The sequence below is a fragment of the Hymenobacter busanensis genome (assembly GCF_008727865.1).
In the GTDB taxonomy this organism is placed as follows: domain Bacteria; phylum Bacteroidota; class Bacteroidia; order Cytophagales; family Hymenobacteraceae; genus Solirubrum; species Solirubrum busanense.
In genome coordinates this window covers 962,272-980,498 of record NZ_VTWU01000001.1, presented here as the reverse complement: position 1 = coordinate 980,498, position 18,227 = coordinate 962,272, and the positions used below count along the sequence as shown (strand labels likewise).

At 60.7% G+C, this 18,227-nt stretch carries 14 protein-coding genes, 1 tRNA gene and 1 pseudogene; 2 read left to right on the top strand and 14 right to left on the bottom strand.

Annotated features, from left to right (window positions below):
- Nucleotides 1-14: 14 nt before the first annotated feature.
- From pnp to F0P96_RS04150, 4 genes are all read right to left on the bottom strand, one after another.
- Nucleotides 15-2,303 carry a polyribonucleotide nucleotidyltransferase gene (gene pnp, locus F0P96_RS04165; RefSeq protein WP_151077522.1) on the bottom strand — a complete coding sequence of 763 codons (2,289 nt, stop codon included), beginning with the start codon at nucleotides 2,301-2,303 and terminating at the stop codon, nucleotides 15-17.
- A gap of 186 nt (nucleotides 2,304-2,489) precedes the next feature.
- Nucleotides 2,490-2,765, bottom strand: a complete 276-nt coding sequence (gene rpsO, locus F0P96_RS04160) for a 30S ribosomal protein S15 (protein ID WP_151077521.1) — start codon at nucleotides 2,763-2,765, stop codon at nucleotides 2,490-2,492.
- A 175-nt stretch (nucleotides 2,766-2,940) separates the two neighbouring features.
- Nucleotides 2,941-4,380, bottom strand: coding sequence for an LptF/LptG family permease (locus tag F0P96_RS04155; protein ID WP_151077520.1), 1,440 nt, complete (start codon nucleotides 4,378-4,380; stop codon nucleotides 2,941-2,943).
- Nucleotides 4,381-4,525: 145 nt separating this feature from the next.
- Nucleotides 4,526-4,939, bottom strand: a complete 414-nt coding sequence (locus F0P96_RS04150; protein WP_151077519.1) for an START-like domain-containing protein — start codon at nucleotides 4,937-4,939, stop codon at nucleotides 4,526-4,528.
- A gap of 137 nt (nucleotides 4,940-5,076) precedes the next feature.
- On the opposite strand from F0P96_RS04150, the gene F0P96_RS04145 reads away from it, so the two are divergent.
- Both F0P96_RS04145 and F0P96_RS04140 read left to right on the top strand, forming a co-directional pair.
- Nucleotides 5,077-5,150: transfer RNA gene (locus F0P96_RS04145), tRNA-Met, on the top strand.
- 186 nt (nucleotides 5,151-5,336) lie between these two features.
- A complete protein-coding gene (locus F0P96_RS04140; protein ID WP_151077518.1) occupies nucleotides 5,337-5,783 on the top strand; it encodes a hypothetical protein in 447 nt (148 codons plus the stop codon).
- An 81-nt stretch (nucleotides 5,784-5,864) separates the two neighbouring features.
- Here the strand turns inward: F0P96_RS04140 and rplT are convergent, their stop codons facing one another.
- From rplT to F0P96_RS04090, 10 genes and pseudogenes are all read right to left on the bottom strand, one after another.
- Entirely contained in the window at nucleotides 5,865-6,212 is a 348-nt protein-coding gene (gene rplT / locus F0P96_RS04135; protein ID WP_151077517.1) for a 50S ribosomal protein L20, read from the bottom strand.
- 156 nt (nucleotides 6,213-6,368) lie between these two features.
- A complete protein-coding gene (gene rpmI, locus F0P96_RS04130) occupies nucleotides 6,369-6,563 on the bottom strand; it encodes a 50S ribosomal protein L35 (RefSeq protein WP_151077516.1) in 195 nt (64 codons plus the stop codon).
- 198 nt (nucleotides 6,564-6,761) lie between these two features.
- Nucleotides 6,762-7,304: pseudogene (infC, locus tag F0P96_RS04125) on the bottom strand (translation initiation factor IF-3); the annotation flags it as partial.
- A 177-nt stretch (nucleotides 7,305-7,481) separates the two neighbouring features.
- Complete coding sequence (gene thrS / locus F0P96_RS04120; protein WP_151077514.1) at nucleotides 7,482-9,440, bottom strand: threonine--tRNA ligase; 1,959 nt, start codon at nucleotides 9,438-9,440, stop codon at nucleotides 7,482-7,484.
- Between the two features lie 96 nt (nucleotides 9,441-9,536).
- Complete coding sequence (locus F0P96_RS04115; protein WP_151077513.1) at nucleotides 9,537-10,712, bottom strand: tetratricopeptide repeat protein; 1,176 nt, start codon at nucleotides 10,710-10,712, stop codon at nucleotides 9,537-9,539.
- A 50-nt stretch (nucleotides 10,713-10,762) separates the two neighbouring features.
- Nucleotides 10,763-12,148, bottom strand: coding sequence for a L,D-transpeptidase family protein (locus tag F0P96_RS04110; RefSeq protein ID WP_235917372.1), 1,386 nt, complete (start codon nucleotides 12,146-12,148; stop codon nucleotides 10,763-10,765).
- Between the two features lie 156 nt (nucleotides 12,149-12,304).
- Nucleotides 12,305-13,165 carry a tetratricopeptide repeat protein gene (locus F0P96_RS04105; protein WP_151077511.1) on the bottom strand — a complete coding sequence of 287 codons (861 nt, stop codon included), beginning with the start codon at nucleotides 13,163-13,165 and terminating at the stop codon, nucleotides 12,305-12,307.
- A gap of 145 nt (nucleotides 13,166-13,310) precedes the next feature.
- Nucleotides 13,311-16,082, bottom strand: coding sequence for a DNA gyrase/topoisomerase IV subunit A (locus F0P96_RS04100; RefSeq protein WP_235917382.1), 2,772 nt, complete (start codon nucleotides 16,080-16,082; stop codon nucleotides 13,311-13,313).
- Between the two features lie 552 nt (nucleotides 16,083-16,634).
- Entirely contained in the window at nucleotides 16,635-17,015 is a 381-nt protein-coding gene (locus F0P96_RS04095; protein WP_151077509.1) for a hypothetical protein, read from the bottom strand.
- Between the two features lie 147 nt (nucleotides 17,016-17,162).
- Entirely contained in the window at nucleotides 17,163-17,849 is a 687-nt protein-coding gene (locus F0P96_RS04090; protein ID WP_151077508.1) for a TMEM175 family protein, read from the bottom strand.
- Nucleotides 17,850-18,227: the final 378 nt, after the last annotated feature.

Below are 18,227 nucleotides of genomic sequence, written 5' to 3'. Positions count from 1 at the left end.
TCGGCTTCAGCAGCTTACTGGTTCTGGGAGTCGTTGTTGGCGGACTCGGTACGCTCCGGCCGCGGACCCCGATCGGGGCGCGGACCGCGGTCGGGACGCGGGCCCCGATCCGGACGGTCGCCACGCTCGGGGCGCGGGCCACGGTCGGGGCGCTCCGACGGCTCTACGTAGCCCTCGGGCTTCGGCAGCAGGCTCTTCATCGACAACCGGAACTTGCCCGTTTTCTTGTCGACTTCCACCAGTTGCACCTGCACTTCCTGGCCCACCGTGAGCACGCCTTCCAGCGTGGGCAGACGGTCGTAGCTCACTTCGGAGATGTGCAGCAGGCCGTCTTTGCCCGGCATGAACTCCACAAACGCGCCGTAAGCCTGAATCGAGCGGACGGTACCGGTGTAGGTTTCGCCCGGCTCCGGCGTGGCGGCAATACCGCGGATGCGCGATACCGCAGCGGCCATGTCGTCGGCGTTGGAGGCGTAGATGTACACGTGGCCCTTCTCGTCCTTCTCCTCGATGGTGATGGTGGCGTTGGTATCCTTTTGGATCTGCTGCACCACTTTGCCGCCGGGGCCGATGATGGCGCCGATGTACTCCTTGTCGACCAGCACTTTGGTCGAACGCGGGGTGTGGGGCTTCAGTTCAGCCGCCGGAGCGCTGATGGTCTTGGCCATTTCGCGCAGGATGTGCAGGCGGCCTTCGCGGGCCTGCAACAGGGCGTTGGTCAGGATTTCGTTGCTCAGGCCCTGGATTTTGATGTCCATCTGGCAAGCCACGATGCCTTTCTCGGTGCCGGTTACCTTGAAGTCCATGTCGCCGAGGTGGTCCTCGTCGCCGAGAATGTCGCTCAGAACGGCGTACTCACCGGTTTCCTTGTCCTGCACCAAGCCCATGGCAATGCCCGACACGGCGGCGCGCACCGGAATGCCCGAGTCCATCAAAGCCATCGAACCAGCACACACGGTGGCCATCGACGACGAGCCGTTCGACTCGAGAATGTCCGACACGATGCGGATGGTGTAGGGGTTTTCGTCCTCGGCGGGCAGCACCTTTTTCAAGGAGCGCATGGCCAGGTTGCCGTGGCCGATTTCGCGGCGGCCGGGGCCGCGGTTGGGCTTCACTTCGCCGGTCGAGAAGGCCGGGAAGTTGTAGTGCAGTAAAAACTTATTGTAGCCTTTCACCATCGCCTGGTCCACAATCTGCTCGTCGAGCTTGGTGCCAAGCGTAACGGTGGTCAACGACTGGGTTTCGCCGCGGGTGAACAGGGCCGAGCCGTGGGCACCGGGCAGGTAGTTCACTTCGCTCCAGATCGGGCGGATTTCCGTCAGCTGACGACCGTCCAAGCGCGTGCGCTCCTTGATCATCATGTCGCGGATGGCCTTTTTCTCGGCCGACGAGTAGTAGCGCGAGAACATTTTCATGTCCAGTTCCGGCTGCTCGAGCAGCAACTGGTCCAAGAACTGCTTTTTCACTGCCGAGAAGCCTTCCTTGCGGCCGGCTTTGCTGGTGTTGCCGCTCTTGGCCACGTCGTAGGCACCCTGGTAGATGGCCTCGTGGATGCGCTTTTTCAGCTCCTCGTTCTCGTCGTACTTGGGGTATTCGCGCTTCACTTTGCTTTTCTCTACCTCAGCGGCGAGGTCGAGCTGCAATTGCACCTGCTGCTTGATGGCTTCGTGGCCGAACTGAATGGCTTCCACCATTTCCTGCTCGCTCACTTCGTTCATCTCGCCTTCCACCATGGCCACCGAGTCGGCCGTGGCGCCCACAATGATGTCCATGTCGGCGCGGGCAATGTCGGCCGTCTTGGGGTTGATCTGAAACTGGCCGTCGATGCGGGCTACGCGCACTTCCGAAATCGGGCCGGCAAACGGGATGTCCGAAATCGACAGCGCCGCCGAAGCCGCCAAGGCGGCCAGCGCGTCGGGCTGCACTTCTTTGTCAGCCGAAATCAGCGAAATCATCACCTGCACCTCGTAGTGATAGTCCTTGGGGAACATCGGGCGCAGGATGCGGTCGACGAGGCGGCAAATCAGGATTTCGTAGTCCGACAGGCGGCTTTCGCGGCGCTGGAACGAGCCGGGAATCTTGCCGGCCGAACCGAATTTTTCTTGGTAATCAACCGACAGCGGCAGGAAATCAACGCCCTCGCGCTGACTGGGCTGCGACACCACCGTGGCGAGCAGCATCGCGTCGCCGAGGCGAACGACGACGGCGCCGTCGGCAAACTTGGCCAGTTTGCCGGTTTCGATGGAAATCTGCCGGCCGTCGGGCAGGGCGAGGGATTTGGTGACAGCGTTGTAAGGAGGCATTCCTTCAGGGGTAGCTTTGATGATGATGGACAGCGTGGGGCAGCGGGTTGGCCGCAGTTGGGGCGCATCAGGGGCGCGGCGGCCGGTCGGCGGGGTTAAAACAACGCGCCCGGCCGTTTCGGTACCGGGCAGCGCAAAAAAAGTAGGGAATCCGGCCGGCGGACTCCCTACTTCGGTGCGTTGGGCTTACTTACGGATGCCCAACTCTTTGATAATGGCGCGGTAGCGGGTGATGTCGCGCTGCTGCAGGTAGTTCAGCAGACGACGGCGCTTACCAACGAGCTTCAACAGGCCCAGGCGAGTCGAGAAGTCTTTCTTGTTGATCTTCAAGTGCTCGGTGAGGTGATTGATGCGGTGCGAGAACAGCGCGATTTGCGATTCGGCCGAACCGGTATCGGTGGCGGTTTTGGCCACGCCGTGCTGAGCGAAGATAGCCTGTTTGGCTTCGGTAGAGAGTTTCATCGGCAGATAGGGAGAAAAGCCCCGTCTTGGATTAAAATGTGGAAAGGAATCAACGAACCGCATAGCTCGCCGTGGCCGCAAAGGTAAGAGAATTTTGCGGAGCCTGCACTAAAAAAGCCCGCCCCGCAACGAGGGCATCATTGCAGGGCGGTAGAAAGCGGGTTGTCGAGCGGGGTTAACCGGCCGCCGGTTCGGCACGGCGGCTCATCCACTTGGGCAGGCGCCGGGTGAGCCGCTGCCAGAAGTCCACCTCGAAGAGGCTGGAGTCGTGGCGGGCCTGGTAGAGGAAAAACAGGCCGGCCGGCAGCAACACGACGTTGGACATCCACATGCCGAAACCCACGGGCATTACGAACTCGCGCCCGTACTTCTCGCCGATGATGGACACGACGTAGAACACGATGAAAAAGAAGATGGACACCAGCACCGGCACACCCAAACCGCCTTTTTTGATAATGGAACCCAGCGGCGCCCCAATCAAGAACATCACCAGGATGGCAGCCGTCTGGGTGTATTTGCGGTACACCTCAATACGGTAATTGGCGGCTTCGCGGGCTTGGTTGCGCAGCCGTTCGGCGTAGCTGCTGGCAAACGCCTGCAGGTTGCGCACCCGGCTGGTGGTGGCCTGCACCACCGGCGCCGACAACGCCCCCATGCGCTTGGCGGGCACTTTCAGGTGGGCCACCCGCGCGCTGCGGGCCTGGCCGGTGGTGTCGAAATGCAGGTAGGTAAAATACGGGTTGAGCTGAGGCAACATGCCTTGCCGGTCTTTGGCCAGCTGCCGGTGCACCGAATCGACGAAGGTGTGCAGCTGGGGCAGGGTCTTCATCATCTTGTTTTCGGAGAACAGCTCATCCGGTGTGTCGCTCAGATTGAACGAAGCCAGCGAAAACGTGATGTTGGTTTTGTTGAAGCGCTGCTGCACGAAGCCGGCCCCGGCCCGGTCGCGGGCGTTGGGCTGCTCCACGTATTTGCGGCCGTGAAACAATTCCAGACCGAGGTACTGCCCGCCAAATCGCGTGTACATGCGGCCCGAGTCGGCAACCACCATGGCCGCGTTGCCGCTGGTGCCGCTGTGGTCGTAAATCATCACGCCGTGCAGCCGGTCGCCGTTTTCGCCCAACTTCTTGTCGACCTTGATGGTGTAGCCGGGAATGCCGTTGTAGAACACGCCTTCCCGAATGTCAAGGGCCAGCTTTTGTTGGCGTACGTCCCAGAGCAAGCTAAAAGCCTTCAGGTTGGCTTTGGGCACGATGGTGTTGTTGAACCAAAACGCAAAGCCAGCCAGCAGCACACTAAACAGCATCACCGGCCGCAGAATACGCGTGAGCGAAATGCCCGAGGTTTTAATGGCCGTCAGTTCGTGGTGTTCCCCCAAGTTGCCATACGTCATCAGCGACGACAGCAACACGGCCAGTGGCAATGAAATGGGCACGATGAGCACGCTGAAAAACACCAGCAACTGGGCCAGCACACCGGCCCCGAGGTCTTTCCCCACGAGGTCGTCCATGTACTTCATCATCGTTTGCGTCAGGAATACGAATTCCGTAACAGCAAACGTGAGCAGAAACGGGCCCGCAAACGCCCGCATGATCAGCTTATCTAATTTCTTCATGCACCAGGGAGCAAATGGGCAGCCGCCCAAAGCGGCCGCAAAGGTAACGGCCACAGCGGCGGCAGCGCAGCAAAAAAGGAGTGGCGGCGGCTGTAGGGCCGCGTCCACTCCTTTTCCGTAACGGTTCGGGTACTCGTTTCGTGCCTTAGCCGCCCACTAGTTCGCGCAGCTTTTGCATCAGGTTATCCCACATATCCAGCAGTTCCAGGTCGTCGGTTTCTTCCGAATAGTCGACCACGCGCAAAAAGTACTCCTGGGTCAATTCCGACGACTCGATGGTAAAGTCGAGGTAGTTGGCATCGGGCATGTGGCGGCGGTTGTGGTCGAGAAATACGAAGCGGACCGAACGGTTGGTGCGTTGCGACGTTAGCTCGGCGTAATGCGGCTGGTTGTCCCACACGAAGTTGAACGTGTGGTGGTCCATCGTCAGCACATCTTGGCAAAACCACTGGCGCAAGCCCGAGGCCGAAGCCAAGTAGGGATACAGAATCTTGGGGGACGCGTTGACCGGAAACTCGTGCACGAACCGGTGTTTGGAGCGGGTAGCAGAAAGAGGCATAAGCAAGCGAAAAAAGCAGTCGACTGCCGCAAAAGGGGAAAACGGCAATGGTGGTAGCGGCAAGATACACGGGATTTTTTTCCAGCAAGGGTTGCATGACGTTAAATCTTCGCCTTACCTTTGCGGCACCAAAATCCGGCGGGGTAGCTCAGTTGGTTAGAGCACAGGATTCATAACCCTGAGGCCACGAGTTCAACTCTCGTCCCCGCTACGGTGAAACGCCTTCCCTTTCCGGGAAGGCGTTTTTTGTTTTTACCGCCCAGGTCCAGCGGCAACCACCTCCCTGCTTTACAACCCAATTCGCGGACGTTATTTAATCAACGGAATATATAACCGTCATAATTTTCTACTTTCACTGATGAACCAGCGGCACAGGGTTTCGCCGCGGTGACCGGTGATGAAGCACGAACTTAAAACGACATTCGGTAAGACGTACCTCACCATCGAGTTTGACGCCGCCCACGGGTGGATCTACAACAACTGGCTGGGGGTAATTCCCTCCGACACCGTGGTACTAGGCGCAACGCAGGTGCTGGAAGTGATGCGCGAAACCGGCTGCCATTACATTCTCAACGACAACCGCAGCGTGGTCGGCTCCTGGGACCAAGCCAACGACTGGATTGAGCAGCAGTGGATGCCGCAGGCGCTTCGGCTGGGACTGCGCCGCTTCGCGCACGTGCTCTCGCCCGGGGTGTTCGGCCGGGTTTCGGGCGAGGAAATGCTGCGCCGTGTGGGCGACCGGTTTGAAATGCACTTGTTCGATGATGTAACGGCAGCGCAGCGCTGGCTGCGCGAGGCGCAACACCAGCATACGTTGGTGCCTGGTTCGGCCACGACCGTGTAGCTGCGCCAAGCCGTTACAAACGCAAAACCGCCCGGTCGCTTTGCAGCAACCGGGCGGTTTCGTCTTCAAGTCGTCAGAAGCTTACGCTTTCACTTTCTCGATGATGCCTTTGAATGCCTCAGGGTGGTTCAGGGCCAGGTCGGCCAGCACCTTGCGGTTCAGGTCGATGCCGGCACGCTTCAAACCGCCCATAAACTGCGAGTACGACAGGCCGTACTGACGGGCACCGGCGTTGATACGCTGAATCCAGAGGGCACGGAACTCACGCTTCTTAACCTTACGGTCGCGGTAAGCATAGAGCAACCCTTTCTCAACCGCGTTTTTGGCAACGGTCCAGACATTTTTGCGACGACCAAAGTACCCTTTGGCCAAACGCATTACCTTTTTGCGACGGTGGCGCGAGGCCACGTTATTGACGCTTCTTGGCATAACCTACTGTGTTTTTGGCGGCCGGTGCCGGCTCCTTTCAAGAGCGGCTTGTCGTCAGACCGGACGCCGGGTTAAAAAATGGGGTGAATGATCAAATGGCTAACTGGTGAATAGTGGCCGCAGAACGACAGCCATTTTAACCATTTAGCCCTCCGACTAGATGTGCAGCATGTCCTTCACGCGCGGCATGTCGGCCGAGCTAACGAGGGTTGCGTGCGTGAGGTGGCGCTTGCGCTTGGTGCTCTTCTTGGTCAGAATGTGCGACTTGAACGCGTGCTTGCGCTTTACTTTGCCCGTGCCGGTCAGCTTGAAACGCTTCTTGGCGCCGGACTTGGTTTTTACTTTCGGCATTTTGAAAGGGTGTAAGAAATGAAACAACAACGGCGGCCGGCTGCCTAGGGCCGGCTCGCCTGAAAAGTTGTGCTAGCGCTGCCGAAACAGCGGAGGGGTCTACTCAGCAGCCTCGTTTTTGGCGGGCTGTTTCTCGGCTTTGGGCTTGGCCTCGCCCTCTTTGGGAGCGGCGGGCTTGGGCTTGGCAGCCGCCGAAGGAGCGACTTTGGGCGCGAGGTACAGAAACATGCGCTTGCCTTCGAGCTTGGGCAACTGCTCTACTTTGGCCAGATCTTCGAGGGCTTGAGCAAATTTGAGCAGCAGAATTTCACCGCGCTCCTTGAAGACGATGGAACGACCCACGAAATGCACGTAGGCCTTGATTTTGGCGCCTTCCTTCAGGAATTCCTGCGCGTGCTTAAGCTTGAAAGCGTAGTCGTGGTCGTCGGTGTTGGGACCGAAGCGGATTTCCTTCACGATGACCTTCGTCTGCTTGGCCTTCATCTCGCGCGTGCGCTTCTTCTGCTCGTACTTAAATTTCGAGTAGTCGATAACGCGGCACACCGGCGGCACTGCCGTCGGCGAAATCTCCACCAGATCAAGGCCTTGCTGCTCGGCCATGCGACGGGCTTGGTCCGTCGGATAAATGCCCTGCTCCACGTTGTCGCCTACTAGGCGGACTTCACGGGCCGTGATTTTATGGTTGATTTTGAACGGCTCCTCTACCTGACGCGGAGGGAGGCGGCGATTGGGGGTTCTGATAAGACGAGGTGTTTAAGGTGAAACTTGGTTGGGCGAACAGCCGAAAGCTCCTGACAATCAGGTCTAGCCAACTATTTCAGCGGGCGAATATCCGGCAATTTTCCCGAACCACAAAATTCAGCCCGCCGAAAACACGGTTTCCGGCGGGCTGAGCTTGTTTTGTACGTTGCTAAACGGCTAATGGGCCGCTACGGTTCCGCCGCGCATAATTTCCTCCACTTGCTCCTGGAAGTTGCGGATGAAGGCATCAATGGGCATCGAGCCCAGGTCGCCCTCGCCGTGGCGGCGCACCGAGACGATGCCGTTGTCGGCTTCCTTCTCGCCCACCACCAGCAGGTAGGGCACTTTTTGCATCTCGGCGTCGCGGATTTTGCGGCCGATCCGCTCATCCCGCTCATCGACGGTGCCGCGCAGGTCGGCTTGCTGCAGTTGCTCCTGCACCTGGCGGGCGTAGTCGTGGTACTTCTCCGAAATGGGCAGCACCACGAACTGTTCGGGGGCCAGCCACAGCGGGAAGTTGCCGGCGCAGTGCTCGATGAGCACGGCCACGAAGCGTTCCAACGAACCAAACGGCGCGCGGTGAATCATGACGGGGCGCTGGCGCGAGTTGTCGGAGGCCACGTACTCCAGCTCAAACCGCTCGGGCAGGTTGTAGTCGACCTGAATGGTGCCGAGCTGCCACTTGCGGCCGATGGCGTCGCGCACCATGAAGTCGAGCTTGGGACCGTAGAACGCGGCTTCGCCGAGTTCGGTAACGGTCTTCAGGCCTTTCTCCTGGGCGGCTTCCTGAATGGCGGCTTCAGCCCGCTCCCAGTTTTCGTCGGAGCCGATGTACTTGGTTTTGTTTTCCGGGTCGCGCAGGGAAATCTGGGCGGTGAAATCGGGGAAATCCAGCGCACGAAGTACATAAAGCACGATGTCAATCACCTTCAGGAACTCCTCTTTCACCTGATCGGGGCGACAGAAGATGTGGGCGTCGTCCTGGGTAAAGCCGCGCACGCGCGTCAGGCCGTGCAGTTCGCCCGACTGCTCGTAGCGGTACACGGTGCCAAACTCTGCGAGGCGCAAAGGCAGGTCGCGGTAGGAACGCGGCTTGGTCTTGAAAATCTCGCAGTGGTGGGGGCAGTTCATAGGCTTGAGGAAGAACTCCTCGCCCGGGTTCGGCGTCTTGATGGGCTGGAACGAGTCGGCGCCGTACTTCTCGTAGTGACCTGACGTCACGTACAAGTCCTTGGCACCGATGTGGGGCGTGACTACCGGCAGGTAGCCGGCTTTCACCTGGGCGCGGCGCAGAAACTGCTCCAGCCGCTCGCGCAGGGCCGTGCCTTTGGGCAGCCACAGGGGCAGCCCCGCTCCTACTTTTTCCGAAAACGCGAACAACTCCAGCTCCTTGCCAAGTTTGCGGTGGTCGCGCTTGCGCGCTTCCTCCAGCTTGTGCAGGTACTCCTTCAGTTCCTTGTCCTTGGGGAAGGTAATGGCGTAGATGCGGGTGAGCTGCTTGTTCTTCTCGTCGCCGCGCCAGTAGGCACCGGCCACGTTCAGCACCTTGGCCGCCTTGATGGTGGAGGTGTCCGGGATGTGCGGGCCGCGGCAGAGGTCGGTGAAGTTGCCCTGCTGGTAGAACGTGATGCTGCCGTCCTGCAGGCCTTCGAGCAGGTCGAGCTTGTACGGGTCGCCCTTCTCGGTGAAGTAAGCAATGGCATCGGCTTTCGACACCTCGCGACGCTCGTAGCGGCTTTTGTTTTTGGCCAGCTCCAGCATTTTCTGCTCGATGGCGGCAAAGCCGTCGGGGCTGATGCTGCGACCCTCACCCAAGTCGACGTCGTAGTAGAAGCCGTTTTCGATGGGCGGCCCGATGCCGAATTTCACGCCGGGGTAGAGCGCCTCCAGGGCTTCGGCCAGCAAGTGGGCCGAGGAGTGCCAGAATGTATTCTTGCCCGCGTCGTCGTTCCACGTCAGAATTTCGAGCGCGGCGGAGTGGTCAATGGGGCGATGCAGGTCGCGGACTTCGCCGTCGACGCGCACGGCCAAGGCGTTGCGGGCCAGGCCTTCGCTGATGCTCGCGGCCACATCGTAGCCGCTTACGCCGGCTTCGAACTGGCGCTTGGAGCCATCGGGGAGCGTGATGTCAATCATACCAAATAGGGCAAAAACTGCAGTAGCCCGCAAGTTAGCAGCTTCGGGCGGGGAAACCGCGCCGAACTGTAAAATGGGCACCTGCCCTCAGCAGGGCTACTTAGGCAGGGTTTGAAGCGTAGGTGCCTTGGCTTCGAGCGGCTCGAAGCTGGGCCGAACGGCGGCCGGCGCGCGGCGCGGCAAGGGGGGCGCACCGTACACCAGCTTGAGCGAATCGAGTTGGGGCGCGGGCAGCCGCTGGCCTACCTTCCAGACTTTGTAGGTGTAGTGGCGGTTGCCGGGAAACTGCTTGACCAACTGCCGGTAGGCCACCCAAGCCAACTGGTTCTGGCCGGTTTGCTCGTAACAATCGGCCAGCATGAGGCCTACGTCGGGCAAGTACTGACTGCGGCGCTGGGCGCGGCTGAGCGGACGGATGGCCTGGGCGTAGCGCTTGTTTTTGTAGCGAAACATGCCCAGGCGGTAGTCGGCGCGGTAGAGAGTGGAATCGAGGAAAGCGGCGCGGGCGTACTGGCGGGCGGCGCTATCGGGCTGGGCACTGAGGTCGAATACCCGGCCGCGGTCGTACCACAGGGTCGCGTAAGTTGGGTCTACTTTCAGCCCACGCTCGATGTAGGGAGCGGCTGCCAGGGGTTGGTTGTTCGCATTCAGCAGATAGGCCAACTGATGCAAGGCCTCGGGCTGGCGCGGCGCCCGCACAACGCTGGCACGCAGGAAATCCAGGGCTTGCGCGGTGTCGCGCAGGGCCGAATACACGAGGCCTTTGTAGAACAATGCGGAGGCGTTGTCAGCATCGTCGCGCAGCACGCGGTCGAGGTAGTCGAGCGCGGTGCGGTAGCGGCGGGCAGCGAGGTTGGTTTCGCCCAGCAGCAAGTGTAGTTCGGGCGGGTTGTAGCCCCGTTGCTGGGCCTGCGCGGCGGCATCGATGGCGGCCAGCAAGCGGCCCTGGGCGCGCAGGGCCCGGGCTTTGATCAGGTAGTAGTCGCCGGGCGCCTCGTCGTCGAGCTCCAGGGCGCGGTTGATGTCCCGCAGCGCCTCGGTTAAGTTGTTGGCCTCGACTTCGTAAGCCGCGCGGCGGGCGTACAAGCCGGCATTGCGCGGCTGCCGGGCAATGGCCCCGTTGAGCTCGGCGGCTTGAATGGCGGGGCCGCTCTGCACGGTTCGCAGGTTCACCATGGTTTCCGAGGCGTGCGCCGATTGGGCGTCGCCGCAACCGGACACCAGCAGCGCCATACCGCCAAGCACCACACTCAACAAGCCAAAACGAACCACGGAAGCAGAAAAATACACCGACGCAAAGGTACAACCAGTGGTGCAGAACACTAATTGCCCACGCTAACGAGCGGCGACGCCGTAGGAACATCGAAAAACCGCTTTTGCAGCGCCTCATCGCGACCGTATACATCGGGCAGCAAGCGCAGTTGGGGCCCGTCGGCTTCGCAGGTGACGTAGCGCACCACAATGGGCACGGGGTTGCGCAGCGGAAAGAACTTGCCATAGCCGCTGTACACACTGTCCCACATCAGGTCGATGCGGCTTTGTGCTTTGGAGCCGTAATCGCGCCGCAATAAAAACGAGGCCAGCTGCAGCGGTTTTTCGAGCCGAATACAGCCGTGGCTGAGGGCCCGGCTGCGTTTGTTGAACAGTTCCCGGGTGGGGGTGTCGTGCACGAAAATATCGTGCGGGTTAGGGAAGCGGAATACTACGTTGCCCAAGGCATTGTCGCAGCATGCAATCTGCCGGATGGAATACACGAACGTTTCGGGCGTTACGGTCTGCCACTTGATGCTGCGCGGGTTTACCACCTTGCCCTGCCGGTCGTAGAGCAGAAAGTTATTGGCGCCCAAGTAGCCGGGGTTGCGGCGCAGGCGCGGCAGCATCTCGCCCACCGCAATGCTATGCGGCACGCGCCACTCCGGCGACGTTTCAAAAAACCGAATGTGACTGTAGAGCTCCGGTGTCGGCGTGGGCGTTTCGCCCACAATCACCCGAAAGGAGCGTACTACCTGCGGGCCACGGACGACTTGCAGTGTGTAGGAAGGAATGTTGACCACCACGTACAGCGAATCGGCGGCCGGCTCCCACCGCAGCCGTTCCAGGTTGATGGCGACTGTCGGCCGGAGGCGCCGCGCCGCGGCGGTATCGGTACGCAACAGGTGCTGCCACGCCCAAAGCAGCCGAACGTAACTGCGGCCGGTGGGCTGCAAGGCAAGCAGGGACGCAGCTACGGATCCACTACGACGAGCCCGAAGCAGCATGTTGGCAGCATCAGGGTCAGGTGGAACAGTAGTCCCTGTGGTGAAGGGTTGCTCCGCCAGTCGGCCTTTCTGCAGGTGCTGCCCCAAGTTCAGCAAGGCTTTGGTGAACAGCAATTCGCATCGTACGCGCTGCACTAGTCGGGTAGCGGCCGAAGCCCCGGGGCACTGCAGTGAATCTGTGAGGTGCAGCAGGGCCGGCAGCTCGTACTCGGCGGGTAAGAGACCAAACTCAGGAGCCCGAGTGAGCAACCGTAACGCGTCAGCCGAGAGCGGTAGCCAGCCCGCAGGGCTTGTCCAGGCGGGGGCAAAGTTGAGAGCCGCGTAAAAGCGCCGCACGGGGCGAAGTTCGGCTTGGCTGGAATCAGCGACCAATACGCGCTGCAGAACGGCGGCTACTTCCGCGTTGGATTGCCCAAAAGCGGGCGAAAACCCAAACAACACGCTGCTCATCCATCCGGCAAAGCCCACCAATAACTTTAGACCGCACCGCATGAAGCCCGGCATCCAGCGGTTGAGTGAACCGTGCTGCCGTTGGATAAGTTACCGTTTTTCAACGGATAAACCAGCTTCGGGGACAGCTCATCTCGCCCCTATCCCATAACAGGTTCAGGGCCGCACCGCCGCGCAAACCTCCCCCTTCATCCCGCAACTGCGACGCACTTGGCCCAGCAGCTTCAGGCACTTGCGGTTGGTTTCGAGGTCTTCGCTGGTAACGGTGGGTAAGGCGGCGGCCTGTTCGAGCACCTGCATGGCTTCATCGGTCAGGTGCTGATTTGCATAGACCCGGGCCAGGTCGTAGCAAAACTGGATGCGCCGCGGGTCCAGTTCGTGGGCTTTGCGCAGCGCTTCCATGGCGCGGGTATTGGAGGCACCGGCGGGCCGGCCGCCCAAAAACAGGCGGCAATAAGCCCGCTCGACCACGTTGAAGTGCGCCACGCGGTAGTGCCAGCGGCCCAGCATCTGCCAGGCGTCGGGCAAGTTGGGGCTGTACTCCACGGCCCTCCATGCATAGGGCTTCATTTCCTTGTAGAGCCGAATGCGTTGCGGAGCGTTGAGCAACGTAGCCCGCTGGGCCAGGGTGAAAGCCACGGCGTAGTTGGCCTCACCGCCTTTGGGATTCACGGCGTAGGCGCGGTCGGCGTACTGGCGGGCCGAGGTGAAATAGGCCGTGCGCCGGCTTTCATCGGTGTAGCGCATGCCGATGCTGGTGCTGAGCACGGCGGCCCGCCACAGGGCTTCGTAGTAGCGGGGTTGCTGGGCCAGCACCAACTCGTAGCGCGCCAAGGCGGCCGATTCGCGGTATTGCTTCTGCAGGGCACGAGCCTCGGCCATCAGGCGCGAGACTTCGGCCACTCTGGTCTTGGGCTCGTCGCCGTCGTCGGCCCGGCAATCCAGGGCCAACAGCAAAGCCAGGCCGACCAGCAAGCGGCTAACGGTGGCAGCACAGGAACGGAGCGAGCGGAACATAAGCAGAGCCCAAAGACGCAAAAAGATACGCAAAACCTGCGTGCTGATACAAACGCCAAGCGGCCCGGCTTCGTTGCACTGCGCGGGCAGCAGGCAACGAAACCGGGCCGAATCGGACGTGCGGGGGCTTTGGTGAAGCCGCGCCTTAAAACAGCGTCATCTGCGACTTGGGCTTGCGCTGAAGCAAGGCCTGCGCCTGGGCCACTTCTTCGGGTGAAATCACCACGTCGCCCTCGTGCTCGGGTAGCGGCTCGGCAGGCGCCGCGCCATTGGCGGTTTTGGGAATGGTGGCCGGGCCTTTTTTCTTCACCTGGGCCTTGCGCTCCGGCTCGGGGCCCTCGTCGGTGAGCAGTTCCACGCTCAGCACCTTGAAGTAGTTGAGCTTGTTGCCCATGGCCTTCCAGCCTTTCACGTCGATGAATTCGTGCAGGTGAATGCGCTCGGTGAGCTTCTCCCCTTTTTTCTCCTTCTGCACCTTCACCTCGATTTCGGGCACCACGCCGCAGGTTACCACGGCCAGGCTGGTGCCTTTGGTTTCGGGCAGGAAGGAGAAGCGCTTGGCCACGGTGCTCGTTTCGATGCGGAAGCGCTTCACGAAATAGGTTTTCGTTTCGCCCTCCAGGTATACCGCGTTGATGACCGTGTCGGGGTCGAACTTGCGCAGCAGGGCAATGTTGCGCACCTCGAAGTGAATGGCCGGATCGGGCGCGGTCAACTCGTAAGAGCCGTCTTTGTAGACCACCAGCACCGTGTTGTCGGTGTCGAAGGTGCCCAGGAAGCGGCCGTGCCCGCCGGTGTTGAGGCGGCCCACCACGTCGTCGAAGAAAATTTCGCGGCCGCCGAGGGTGGAGTCGCCGAGCGACTTCTGCGTGATTTTCTTGACCGGCTGCTTGGTCACGATGTTGCCCATCGAGCCCTTGCCCTTGATGGCCAGCTCGGCAAAGTCGAAGTCGAACTGCTTCACGCGGGCCGGGGCCTTGTCGGACAGTTGCACCGACAGCACCTCCGACTCGGAGTTGGGGTTGGCCGTCAGGTAGAGCACCTTCGAGTTTTTGCCGCCCTTGGTCAGGTCGTACGACTTGTCGCGGGTGATGCCCGTGACGAGGAACCGCTTGCCGTAGCTGATGCCCGAGGGGCCATCCTGGTACACCATGTTGTACACCAGCCGGTCGTCGTTTTTGTTGTAGATGCCCACGTGCAGGATATCCTTGCCCACGAAGGTTTTCTCGGCAATTTTGGTCACCACGAAGGTGCCGTCGCGCTTGATGGCAATGATGTCGTCGAGGTCGGAGCAGTCGCACACGAACTCGTCCTTCTTCAGGCCGTGGCCCACGAAACCGTCTTGGCGGTTCACGTAGAGCTTCTGGTTGGCCACGGCTACTTTCTGGGCCGTCACCACGTCGAAGGTGCGCAGCTCGGTTTTGCGCTCCTTGCCCGCGCCGTACTTCTTCAGCAGGCCCTCGAAGTAGTTGATGGCGTAGCGTGTGAGGTTGGCCAAGTTGTCGGCCACTTCGGCCAGCTCGGTTTCCAGCTTCTGAATGTACTCGTCGGCTTTGAAGCCGTCGAACTTGGAAATGCGCTTGATGCGGATTTCCGTCAGGCGCGTGAGGTCGTCTTCGGTAATGGCGCGGCGCAGCACGATGCGCGTGTCGTTAGCCCGCTCCTTTTCGCCGTCGATGCGCACGAACTTCTTCAGGCCGGCGTCGATGGTTTCCAGAATCTCAGCCCACGTCTCGCACTCCTCGATTTTGCGGTAGATGCGGTTCTCGATGAAAATCTTCTCCAGCGACGCGGAGTGCCACTTTTCCTGCAGCTCGTCCTGGCGAATCTCCAGCTCGCGCTCCAGCAGCCGCAGGGTTTTCTGGGTGCTCAGGCGCAGCATGTCCTCCACGGCCACAAAGCGCGGCTTCTCGTCGATGATGACGCAGGTGTTGGGCGAGAGGCTGATTTCGCAGTCGGTGAAGGCGTAGAGCGCGTCCATCGTCAGGTCGGGCGACACACCGGCGGGCAGGTGCACCTGGATTTCGACCACGGCGGCGGTGTTGTCGACCACCTTCTTGATCTTGATCTTGTTGGCCTCCGAGGCCTTCACGATGCTCTCCATCACACCGGTGGTGGTGGTGCCATAGGGCACGTCGCGAATCACCAGCAGGGTTTTGTCGACCTTCTCGATGGTGGCGCGCAGCCGTAGCTTGGAGCCGCGCAACCCGCCGTTGTAGTTGGTCACGTCGCAGAGGCCGCCGGCCGGAAAGTCCGGGTACAGCACGATGTCGCGGCCCTTGAGTACGTCAATCGAGGCCTTGCACAACTCGCGGAAGTTGTGGGGCATGATCTTCGTGCTCAAGCCCACGGCAATGCCTTCGATACCCTGCGCGAGCAGCAGCGGAAATTTCACCGGTAGCGTCACCGGCTCGCGCTTGCGGCCGTCGTAGCTGGCCTGCCATTCGGTGGTATCGGGGTTGAATACCACGTCGAGGGCAAACTTGGAGAGGCGCGCTTCGATATAGCGCGGCGCGGCCGCGCCGTCGCCGGTGCGCACGTCGCCCCAGTTGCCCTGGGTTTCGATGAGCAGGTCTTTCTGGCCCAGGTTCACGATGGCGTCGCCGATAGAGGCGTCGCCGTGCGGGTGATACTGCATCGTTTGGCCGATGACGTTGGCCACTTTGTTGAAGCGGCCGTCGTCCATCTCCTTCATGGCGTGCATGATGCGGCGCTGCACGGGCTTGAGGCCGTCTTCGATGGCCGGCACGGCGCGCTCCAGAATCACGTAGGAAGCGTAGTCCAGAAACCAGTTCTGGTACATGCCCCCAATGCTGGAGATGTCGTGAATGGTTTCGCCGGGCGTGAAGTCGCCTTCTTCGGGCTGGGCTTCCACGGCTTCGGCCAACTCGTCGTCCTCGTCTTCGAGGGGCAACATCTCGCCGTCGGCCTCGTCGGCGTTTTCATCCGAAGCCGAGGCGTCGGGGGTTTCTGCCGCGGCAGCGGAGGCGCCAAAGTCTACAGTGTCGCCCACGTTGAACAGCTCCGGCTGTTCGTCGCGCGGGGTGTCGTCGGGGGCGGGATAATCGGTGTTGACCACAGGAGGTGCGGGTTGGTCAGGGGTGGGAATGCGTATTACCATCAAAAGTACCGTAAGTGGCGCAGAGCGCAACATTTTTTAAGGCGCGGCGCACGCATAAAGTTCCTAATTTTTTTAGTTTTTACCAGCGCCTTTTCACTCAAATAATTAGCAAACTAACCCGTACTATCATCCTGCTTCAAACTTCGGCATCTTCGACTGGCAATCATCTGGTAACAGAAGCAACGGCAGCCTCCCTCTCGCGAAGAACGCCGCCGTGGAATGGCTCCGGTGCTACCTGCTGGTGCCCGGCTTCAAGATGCCTGCAACACATTCGAACGGCCAACAGCAAAGCGCAAGGCATTTTCGCTTAGGCCAGCGCAGCTTTCGCGAAATCCTCGGGTGCCGAGGCTATTCTTCGTAAGTAATGAGCAGGCGCACGGGCCGATTGAGTACGCTGCTGGAGTTGCTCGGGGCGGTATTGATGTTCACGTTGGTGGCGTCGGCATATACACCCACCTGGAAACCGCTTTGGGTGGTAAAATTCAGCGTTACCCAGGAGGCGAAAGGAGTTTCAACCAAACCCGTGATGCTGATGATTTTGGCTAGGTTCAGCCCGTGGGCCACCGCCGTTACCTGCCCTTGCGCGTTGGGTGTGGTGGCGGTCAGTTTCTTGACTTTAATGGCCGGGGCGTCGGCACCCAGCTTGGTGTAGCCATTCACCTCGAGGCTAGCGCGGGGCGTGGTGGTACCGATGCCCACTTGGGCGTGCGCGGCGGAAATGGACAACACAAGGGCTAGAAGGGCAAGCTGGAGTACGGAGTAGAAGTGCTTCAAAGTGGGTATGCTGAGGAGGGTGAAGACGCCAAAGCTAGCTTCATTGCTTCGTGCGATGCAAGTCTTCCGCAAGGTGCGCCGCTGTACCGTTGCCGGCGCTGCTCAGTGGGCGTGGTGCAGGCCGGCGTGGTAGCGCATTTCCTCTTGCTCGATGATGCCCTCGGCCACGGCGTGCCCGCGGTGCGGCTGCAGGGGCACCACGAAAAAGAGCGGGGTAAACAGGTACACGGCCAAACTCAATGGAATGCTCACCCAAGCCAGTGCGGCCCCAAGAGCGTAGCACACCGGCCCCACCAGAGACCGAAGCAGCAGCGGGCGGCTGGGCACGTACTGGTCGGCGTCGCGCAGCAGGTGAGCATTCACGTAGTGGTGCAGCCACACAAACAGCAGGCAGCACACCAGCAGCGTAGCCCCGAAAAACGACACGGCCAGTGGGTTGCCGGGGTATTCGCCCAGCAAGGCGGTGGGAAACGGGATGAAAGCCTGCCCCATCAAGAACAGGGCGTTGATCCAGAAACAGGCGTAGGAGGCGCAGCGGGCCAGGCTGAGGATGTAACTATGGTTGACCCAGAACTTGACCACCACGAAAAACGACACGGCCCAACTCAGCAGCTTGGGCACGATGGCACGCAGTTCGTGGGCCAGTTCTTGGGGGCTGCTGCCGAGGTGCAGGTGCGGCACGCGCAGTTCCAGCACCAGCAAGGTGACAACGATGGCAAAGACGCCGTCGGAAAAGGCTTCGAGGCGGGCGCGGGTGAGCGGACCGCGGCGCAGAATATCGGTGAGCATGGGCCGAATGCGGACTGTGTGGCCGCGGGCACTGGGCCACTGCTTTTTCCTTATTTCCCCTAACCAGCCACTGACCCGCTCGACGCGGATGCACCGGGCCGCGGCACCTAAGCCGCAACGCCAGTCAGCAAGTGCAAGCCGCCGGTACCAGCCGCGCCCGACAGCTAGTAAATATCGGGAATAAATACGTGGTCATCAACCAGAACCGTTGCTAACCACGCCAACTGCGGTAGTCCGCCAACTGGCATCCTTTAGGCAGCTTCTCTCAGCGTTGCATCACGTTTCGCGTAGTGCGGCCAGCGCAAAATATTGCACCGGCCGCACGCCTCAGGCGGCGGTACCACCACAAGCCAGCCGATTTCACTGACAGGGCGAGCA

Coding starts and splice junctions, on each gene's coding strand:
- rpmI (WP_151077516.1), bottom strand. CDS start 6,563: ATGCCGAAAGTAAAAACCAAGTCCGGCGCCAAGAAGCGTTTCAAGCTG.
- F0P96_RS04150 (WP_151077519.1), bottom strand. CDS start 4,939: ATGCCTCTTTCTGCTACCCGCTCCAAACACCGGTTCGTGCACGAGTTT.
- pnp (WP_151077522.1), bottom strand. CDS start 2,303: ATGCCTCCTTACAACGCTGTCACCAAATCCCTCGCCCTGCCCGACGGC.
- F0P96_RS04110 (WP_235917372.1), bottom strand. CDS start 12,148: ATGAGCAGCGTGTTGTTTGGGTTTTCGCCCGCTTTTGGGCAATCCAAC.
- rpsO (WP_151077521.1), bottom strand. CDS start 2,765: ATGAAACTCTCTACCGAAGCCAAACAGGCTATCTTCGCTCAGCACGGC.
- F0P96_RS04155 (WP_151077520.1), bottom strand. CDS start 4,380: ATGAAGAAATTAGATAAGCTGATCATGCGGGCGTTTGCGGGCCCGTTT.
- F0P96_RS04105 (WP_151077511.1), bottom strand. CDS start 13,165: ATGTTCCGCTCGCTCCGTTCCTGTGCTGCCACCGTTAGCCGCTTGCTG.
- rplT (WP_151077517.1), bottom strand. CDS start 6,212: ATGCCAAGAAGCGTCAATAACGTGGCCTCGCGCCACCGTCGCAAAAAG.
- F0P96_RS04100 (WP_235917382.1), bottom strand. CDS start 16,082: ATGTTGCCCCTCGAAGACGAGGACGACGAGTTGGCCGAAGCCGTGGAA.
- F0P96_RS04090 (WP_151077508.1), bottom strand. CDS start 17,849: ATGCTCACCGATATTCTGCGCCGCGGTCCGCTCACCCGCGCCCGCCTC.
- F0P96_RS04140 (WP_151077518.1), top strand. CDS start 5,337: ATGAAGCACGAACTTAAAACGACATTCGGTAAGACGTACCTCACCATC.
- thrS (WP_151077514.1), bottom strand. CDS start 9,440: ATGATTGACATCACGCTCCCCGATGGCTCCAAGCGCCAGTTCGAAGCC.